Annotated in this window: 7 protein-coding genes; 4 read left to right on the top strand and 3 right to left on the bottom strand. The window is 59.4% G+C overall.

The features are described 5' to 3' along the window. Positions 1-153: 153 nt before the first annotated feature. From RI563_RS11715 to RI563_RS11705, 3 genes are read right to left on the bottom strand one after another with little or no spacing between them, the layout of a single operon-like run. Positions 154-321, bottom strand: a complete 168-nt coding sequence (locus RI563_RS11715) for a hypothetical protein (protein WP_310694567.1) — start codon at positions 319-321, stop codon at positions 154-156. Further along, positions 311-808, bottom strand: a complete 498-nt coding sequence (locus RI563_RS11710) for a nucleotidyl transferase AbiEii/AbiGii toxin family protein (protein ID WP_310694566.1) — start codon at positions 806-808, stop codon at positions 311-313. Before RI563_RS11710 ends, RI563_RS11715 begins: the two co-directional genes overlap by 11 nt. 55 nt (positions 809-863) lie before the next feature. After that, positions 864-1175: an antibiotic biosynthesis monooxygenase gene (locus RI563_RS11705; RefSeq protein ID WP_310694565.1), complete on the bottom strand. Its 312-nt coding sequence runs from the start codon at positions 1173-1175 to the stop codon at positions 864-866. 323 nt (positions 1176-1498) lie between these two features. Between RI563_RS11705 and RI563_RS11700 the strand changes: the two genes are divergently transcribed. The 4 genes from RI563_RS11700 to RI563_RS11685 all read left to right on the top strand — a co-directional run bounded on the left by RI563_RS11700 (position 1499) and on the right by RI563_RS11685 (position 7448). Further along, positions 1499-2599: an acetate/propionate family kinase gene (locus RI563_RS11700; protein WP_310694564.1), complete on the top strand. Its 1101-nt coding sequence runs from the start codon at positions 1499-1501 to the stop codon at positions 2597-2599. A gap of 123 nt (positions 2600-2722) precedes the next feature. Continuing rightward, the gene (locus RI563_RS11695) at positions 2723-5104 is read left to right on the top strand and encodes a phosphoketolase family protein (protein ID WP_310694563.1); all 2382 of its coding nucleotides are present in this window, start codon (positions 2723-2725) and stop codon (positions 5102-5104) included. Between the two features lie 231 nt (positions 5105-5335). Then, positions 5336-5662 (top strand): hypothetical protein, encoded by a 327-nt coding sequence (locus RI563_RS11690; RefSeq protein WP_310694562.1) that lies wholly within the window; start codon positions 5336-5338, stop codon positions 5660-5662. Between the two features lie 52 nt (positions 5663-5714). Further along, the gene (locus tag RI563_RS11685; RefSeq protein ID WP_310694561.1) at positions 5715-7448 is read left to right on the top strand and encodes a chloride channel protein; all 1734 of its coding nucleotides are present in this window, start codon (positions 5715-5717) and stop codon (positions 7446-7448) included. Position 7449: the final 1 nt, after the last annotated feature.

The raw sequence follows: 7449 nt of genomic DNA, 5'->3' as shown, positions 1-7449 counted from the left end.
TGAGTTCTGAGTTCTGAGTTCTGAGTTCTGAGTTCTGAGTTCTGAGTTCTGAGTTGGCTGTCCAAGTTTAACCGCTATCATCAATCGTTCAAGTGAACGGGCATCGTGTTCAGGGCTTATGCCTGATATTTCGCGGTAAAATCACATAACAAATTACTCGCGAGCTTTGTTCTGGCTTTCTTGCAACGCGCCAGACTGATACGCGATTCGCTGTGCCTCCTCCAGCCAGGCCAGACGCTGGGCGGGGGTTGCGCTGGCCCACAATCGCAGATGCGCTTCTTCGTCTGCGGTCAGTTTGTCGAATTTCGCTTCACTGTTCATTGTTGTCTAACAAGCCCTGTAGATATTTAATATCTTCTTCATCTTTGGCTCTGCCGGTATTCGATTTCATAGCGATGAGATCGTTTATCGCACACACCGGTACGCTTTCCCCACCGATATCCATCAGCACAGCCCGCTCCTTCATACCCTGAAACGGAAAGGGTTCACGTACAAATATGTCGACCGCCATCATCGGGTTATCAGGATGGTAGAACGAAAATACCATCATATTTTTTTCGTTTATCCAGGATTCACGGATTGTCTCATCCGCAAACTGCATTGGATCGACCGGTAGCCGGGACTTCAGACCAATTGACAGCAAGACCTTGAGAGCCTTTTCTGATTCCTTTTGATCAAGATTAATGACCAGATCGATGTCAGCAGTCAATCTGGCATAGCCATGCAGTACTGTTGCAAGCCCGCCAACGACAACATATTGCACGTCTGCTTCGTTCAGGGCTTTGAATAGTGGCAGATAAACAGACATAGATTGATTATAGCTTTGATTTTTCCCGCGTCATGCCTGATCCGGCTTTCGGCTGTTAACCGGATTGCTCGCTTGCCACGACCACCTCGTGCATTTCCAGCTTGCCCTCGCCGTCGAACGCCTCCTTCGGCATGGGATTACTGTGGGCCAGTTTGAAATCCTCGCTGCCCACCCAGGCCTCGAACGACGCTTTATCCCGCCAGGTAGTCAGCACCACATAGGGCGCATCGTCACTCTGTGGCCTCAGGACCTCCATGCGCACAAAGCCCGGCTGCAAGTCGATCTGCCCGGCCCGTTGGCGAAAACGTTCCTCGAAGGTCTCTTCCCAGCCGGCGGCGACGGGCACGCGATTGGCGACAATAAACATTGTGACATCTCCAGGTATTGGCATTTTTATCGGTAACAGGGAGTTTATCAGAGATACGGACCGTGAATAATGACAGGAGTTGTTTTGTCGCCCCACCTGTTTATAAGCAGGGCAGGTTCTTGCCCCGCCTGCCCGAGCCTGAATGGGACATTCCATAATACCTGGATACTGAATTAAACGGGGGTTCCCGAACAAATAACATTTCGGATAACACGCACCGAACATCCGCCTTTTAACATTCCTACCCTGTTTAATGCGGCCGCATGCTGTTTTATATCATCGCAGTCATACAGAATACTTTCAGGCCTGCTACAGTCAATCATATGTTTCTCACTATCAACAGCGGCAGTTCCTCACTGCGCCTGGCGGCGTATGTGCGCGAGGACGGGGAGTTACAACGGCTCGCCGCCACCCGGCATGAGACGGGAACCGGGTCGTACGACGAGCTGCTGCAGCGATTCATTGACGATCACAACTTGCAGCAGGTGCGTGGCGTGGTCCATCGGGTCGTGCATGGCGGAAGTTATTTCAGCGGCGCCTGTCGCATCGATACCGGGGTCGAGTCGCGTATCGAAGAACTGGCGCCACTCGCGCCACTGCACAACCCGCAGGCACTGGCGCTGATCCGAACCGCGCGTCAACTACTGACGCCACAGACAGCGCATGTGGCGGTGTTTGATACCGGCTTTTTCCATTCGATGCCCGAGCGAGCCATCCGCTATGCCTTGCCGTCTGATCTGAATTGCGATCATGAACCGCGTCGCTACGGTTTCCATGGTCTGGCGCATCAGGCCATGTGGCAGGCCTGGCTTCAACACGAATCGGGGCGATCGAAAACACGCCTCATCACTCTGCAGCTGGGTGCCGGTTGTTCCATCAGCGCCATTCGCGATGGCAAGCCGCTCGACACCTCGATGGGGTTTTCCCCGCTGGAGGGGCTGGTGATGGCGACCCGCAGCGGTGATCTCGATCCCGGCCTGCTTCTTTATTTGCAACAGCAGCAGGGACTGACGCCGGAACAGCTCGATAACATGCTCAACCGGCACAGCGGCCTGCTCGGCGTTTCTGGCCTGGGCGCCGATATGCGTGATCTGCTGGATTCGACGGAACCCCGGGCACAACAGGCCGTCGATCTTTACTGCTACCGGGCGGCCAAATACATCGGGGCCTATCTGGCCGTACTGGGTGGCGCGGACGGGATTGTGTTCGGCGGCGGGGTGGGCGAGCACGCGCCTCTGATCCGGGCGCGCATTCTGGGCTACCTGGGCTGGGCGGGGATTGATCTGGACCCCGATGCCAACCAGGCGATCCTTGGCGAAGCTGCACGGATAAGCCGTGCCGACAGCCGGATCGCCGCCTGGGTATTACCGGTCGATGAAGCGCGGCTGATGGCGGAACAGGCCTGGCAGCTACTGGACGCCTGACCCGGCAGGTTGACGCACAAACGCCCGCAGTCAGGCAAACCCGCCTATCGGCGATACTGATCAAGCATGCTGTAGCCACAACGGCATAGTAAGCAACATCCAATCTTGTTCCAGGAGGAACTCATGGACACGAACACCATTAACGATCCCTTGAGCCAGCGGGAGCTGGAACAGCTGCACGCCTGGTGGCGTGCCTGTAACTATCTGGCCGCCGGCATGATCTATCTGCGCGATAACCCGTTGTTACGTGAGCCCCTCAAACCCGAACACATCAAGGCACGGCTGCTGGGGCACTGGGGTTCCAGCCCGGGATTGAGTTTTGTTTATACCCATCTCAACCGACTGATCAACCGATACGATCTGAACGCCATCTTTCTCGCCGGACCGGGTCACGGCGCACCAGGGGTACTCGGGCCGGTCTATCTGGAGGGGACGTACTCCGAGATCTATCCGAACAAGGCCGAAGACGAAGATGGCATGCAACGCTTTTTTCGGGCCTTTTCCTTCCCCGGCGGTATCGGCAGCCACTGCACGCCGGAAACCCCCGGCTCGATCCACGAAGGCGGCGAGCTGGGTTACAGCCTGTCACACGCGTTTGGCGCCGCCTTCGATAACCCCGATCTGCTGGTAACAGTGATGATCGGCGACGGCGAGGCCGAAACCGGCCCGCTGGCCACCGCCTGGCATGCCAACAAGTTCCTCAACCCGATACGTGACGGTGCCGTACTGCCGGTGTTGCATCTCAACGGCTACAAGATCAACAACCCCACGGTGCTGGCACGTATCGACCACGCTGAGCTGGAAGCGTTGCTCACGGGCTACGGCTGGACGCCTTATTTTGTCGAAGGCGATGATCCGCAACAGATGCACCAACAGATGGCCGCCACCCTGGAAAACTGCATTCGGGAGATTCGTCAAATCCAGGCCGAGGCGCGGGACAACAACCGGCCGCAGCGCCCGCGCTGGCCGATGATCGTCCTGCGCAGCCCCAAGGGCTGGACCGGACCGAAAGAAGTCGATGGTCACCAGGTCGAAGGCAGCTGGCGCGCCCACCAGGTCCCGCTGCCCCGGGCTCGCGACGATGCCAAACAACGCAAACAGCTGGAAACCTGGTTGCGCAGTTACAAGCCCGAGGAACTGTTCGACGAACAGGGCACCCTGATTCCGGAACTCAGGGCACTGGCCCCGAGCGGCATCCGCCGCATGAGCGCCAACCCGCATGCCAACGGCGGCGTACTGCGCCGGGACCTGCGCCTGCCGAATTTTCGCGACTACGCTGTCGAGGTTAAACGCCCCGGCGCCACCCTGGCCGGCAACACCTTCCCGCTGGGACAAATGCTGCGCGACATCCTGCGGGCCAACCCGCGTAACTTCCGCGTGTTCGGGCCAGACGAGACCAGCTCCAACAAACTACAAGCCGTCTATGAAGCCAGCGGCAAGACCTGGCTGGCCGGGACCCTGCCGCAGGATGACGACGGCGGTGACCTGTCGCCCGACGGTCGGGTCATGGAACTGCTTTCGGAACATACCCTGGAAGGCTGGCTGGAAGGCTATCTGTTGACCGGCCGGCACGGTTTCTTTTCCACTTATGAAGCCTTCGTGCATGTTATTGACTCGATGTTCAACCAGCACGCCAAATGGCTGGATATCGCCGAGGATATCCCCTGGCGCGCACCGATCTCCTCCCTCAATCTGTTGATCACCTCCACGGTCTGGCGGCAGGACCACAACGGTTTTACCCATCAGGATCCCGGTTTCCTCGATCTGGTCGTCAACAAAAGCCCATCGGTGACGCGCATCTATCTGCCGCCGGATGTCAACTGCCTGTTAAGCGTCGCCGATCACTGCCTGCGCAGCCGTAATGACATCAATGTAATCGTTGCTGACAAACAACAACATCTGCAATATCTGGATATGGATACCGCCGTTCGTCACTGCACCAAAGGACTCGGTATCTGGGACTGGGCCAGTAATGACCAGGGCAGCGAGCCCGATGTGGTGATGGCCGCTTGCGGCGACATCCCTACCAAGGAGGCGCTGGCGGCCGTGCAACTGCTGCGCGAACATTTTCCATTGCTGAAGATCCGTTTTATCAACGTGGTGGATCTGTATACCCTGTCAGGAGAGAGCGAACATCCGCATGGACTGTCGGATCGTGACTTTGACAGCCTGTTCACGCGCGACAAGCCAATCATTTTTAACTTCCACGGTTATCCCTGGCTGATTCACCGACTCACTTACCGACGCACCAATCACCACAACCTGCATGTGCGCGGTTACAAGGAAAAAGGCAATATCAATACCCCGATGGATCTCGCCATTGAAAACGAAATCGACCGCTTCAGCCTGACTATCGACGTCATCAACCGGGTCCCCGGCCTGCTGGTCAGCGGCGCACACGTAAAGGAAAAAATGCGTGACCTGCAGATCGATTGCCGCAACTATGCCTATGAATATGGCATCGACAAACCGGAAATCAACGACTGGCGCTGGAGTATGGACTGAGCCCGTCCTATTGAATCAACAGGCCAGAGCCCCAGGGGATGAGTCCGGGTAACGCTTTGTCGCTCAAAAAGTCACTCGCCGCGCGGGCGCCAGAGCCCGCTTTCAGAATTCAGTCATTTGCCTCGGCTTGATAGCCGCTGTCAGGGATGCAAGACTGAGCTACCGGGCGTCGCCCGGGGATAGCGTGGCAGGCCCTGCCGGTTTGATGAACAACGACAACGGGAGACACTGATGGCGGAGATTATTGAATTACCCGACAACTTTTTCGGCAAGCACGATCGCGAACGCGTGGAAAGCTTTGCCGGTCACGAAGTCGCCCACGGGCGGGCAACGCGCTGGCACTGGGCCAAAGACAATGATGATGACGATATTTTTCAACTGTTCGCCGGCGGGGCGGACGAGTATCTGATCCTCACCCTCAGCCGGGATCGCGAACAGGATGCCTATTGTGCCCACGACGGCGAGGGCCGGCATCTGGTCAGCGGTTCGATGGATCATGTCATGGCCGAGGTCGATGCCTATCTCACTGCGCAGCATGGCGAGCCGCCGGCTTCCTGAGCTGGCGCCCGCCCGGGCAACGCTGGCCCTTTGCCACTGACCGAGACACCCCATGATCCCCTCGAAAATGAGCGAATGGCTGGAGCGATTCCGAATCCAGCTGGCCCGGGCGGATGCGGTGTTACCCCTCTCCCTGCTCGGGCTGATCGCCGGCATCCTGGCGGCGTTGACGGTCATCGCCCTGCGCCTGCTGGTCGACGGGGCCCAGACCACCCTGTATCCGATGGCGCAGGCCGGGGATTTCGAGTCCCTGCCCTGGCACTGGCGACTGGGGATCGCCCTGGCGGGCGGGCTGCTGGTCGGAATGTTGTTTCGCCTGGTGCCCGGCCCGGCGCAGACCGTGGGCGTGCTGCATGTCATCGAACGCCTGGCCTATCATCAGGGCCGCCTGCCGTGGATCAACGCGGTAGTACAGTTTTTCGGCGGCGCGATTTCGATGATCGCCGGGCATTCGGTCGGCCGCGAGGGACCCAGCGCCCACCTGGGGGCGGCCAGCAGCAATCTGCCGGCCCAGGCGCTGGGCCTGCCACATAACAGTCTGCGGGTGCTGACCGCCTGCGGCACCGCCGCCGGGATTGCCGCCTCCTTCAATACCCCGCTGGCCGGGGCGGTATTCGCCATGGAAGTGCTGATGCTCGAATACACCGTCGCCGGTTTTGCCCCGGTGATTCTGGCCACGGTCAGCGCCACGGCCATCAGCCAGCTCGTATTCGGCGACACCTACGCCTTTTCCGTGCCCGAGCTGCACCTGAGCAGCGTGACACAGCTGCCTTATATATTAGTATGCGGGATTCTGATTGGCCTGCTCGCCGCCGGCTTCAATGCCCTGTTTCAGCAGGTCGTTCTGCGCAGCCAGCGCCTGCCCGACTGGTCACGACCGGTACTGGCCGGCCTGCTGGTCGGCATCTGCGGGCTATTCGTCCCCGAGGTGATGGGCATCGGCGATGACACGGTCAACGCCATCCTGAGCGGCGAGACCGCCCTGCAACTGTTACTCGTGGTGCTAATCGTAAAAGTGCTGGCCACCACCGGAGGGATTGGCCTGGGGCTGCCCGGCGGGCTCATCGGCCCGACTTTCTTTATCGGCGCGGCCGCCGGCGGCCTGCTGGGCGCCGTCGGCATCCAGCTCGGCTTCATCGAAGCCGGAAGTGTCGGCCTGTACGCGATGATCGGCATGGGCGCCATGATGGCCGCCACCCTGCAGGCGCCCATGGCCGGATTGATCGCGATTCTGGAGCTGACCGGGGAGCCGAACTTTATCCTGCCGGGCATGCTGGCGGTAGTAACCTCGACCATCGTCAGCGGACGGCTTTTCCGGCGCGAATCCCTGTTTCATACCCTGCTGCGGGACCGTGGCCTGGACTATCGCAGCGATCCGGTGGCCCGGACATTACGGCGGGTGGGCGTGGCCAGCGCCATGAACCGCCGGATCGTCGTCCTGCCCCGGCAGGTCGAGGCCGAGCAGGTGGATCGCGCCCTGCAGGATGAGCCGGTCTGGGTGTTGATCCAGGAAGAGGAGCCACCGCAGGTGGCGCTGGCGGGCGTCGATCTGGCCTATGCCCGCAAGCAATCCCCCGATGCCGGGCAGTTCGATCTGATGGAACTGCCCGGCGAACGTCGCACGCTGGTAGCCATCGATATGCGCGCCACCATGGAAGAAGCGCGGCAGCACCTGCACGACAGTGGCAAGGAGATGGCCTATGTCATCAGCCAGAACGTACCGGGGCTGCCCCGCATCTATGGCGTACTGAGCCGCGACGAGGTGGAAGGCAGTTATCGATATTAAG

The organism is Thiohalophilus sp. (assembly GCF_031581315.1).
Taxonomy (GTDB): domain Bacteria; phylum Pseudomonadota; class Gammaproteobacteria; order UBA6429; family Thiohalophilaceae; genus Thiohalophilus.
This window is presented reverse-complemented; position numbering and strand designations above follow the sequence as displayed.

Coding starts and splice junctions, on each gene's coding strand:
- RI563_RS11715 (WP_310694567.1), bottom strand. CDS start 321: ATGAACAGTGAAGCGAAATTCGACAAACTGACCGCAGACGAAGAAGCG.
- RI563_RS11710 (WP_310694566.1), bottom strand. CDS start 808: ATGTCTGTTTATCTGCCACTATTCAAAGCCCTGAACGAAGCAGACGTG.
- RI563_RS11705 (WP_310694565.1), bottom strand. CDS start 1,175: ATGTTTATTGTCGCCAATCGCGTGCCCGTCGCCGCCGGCTGGGAAGAG.
- RI563_RS11700 (WP_310694564.1), top strand. CDS start 1,499: ATGTTTCTCACTATCAACAGCGGCAGTTCCTCACTGCGCCTGGCGGCG.
- RI563_RS11695 (WP_310694563.1), top strand. CDS start 2,723: ATGGACACGAACACCATTAACGATCCCTTGAGCCAGCGGGAGCTGGAA.
- RI563_RS11690 (WP_310694562.1), top strand. CDS start 5,336: ATGGCGGAGATTATTGAATTACCCGACAACTTTTTCGGCAAGCACGAT.
- RI563_RS11685 (WP_310694561.1), top strand. CDS start 5,715: ATGATCCCCTCGAAAATGAGCGAATGGCTGGAGCGATTCCGAATCCAG.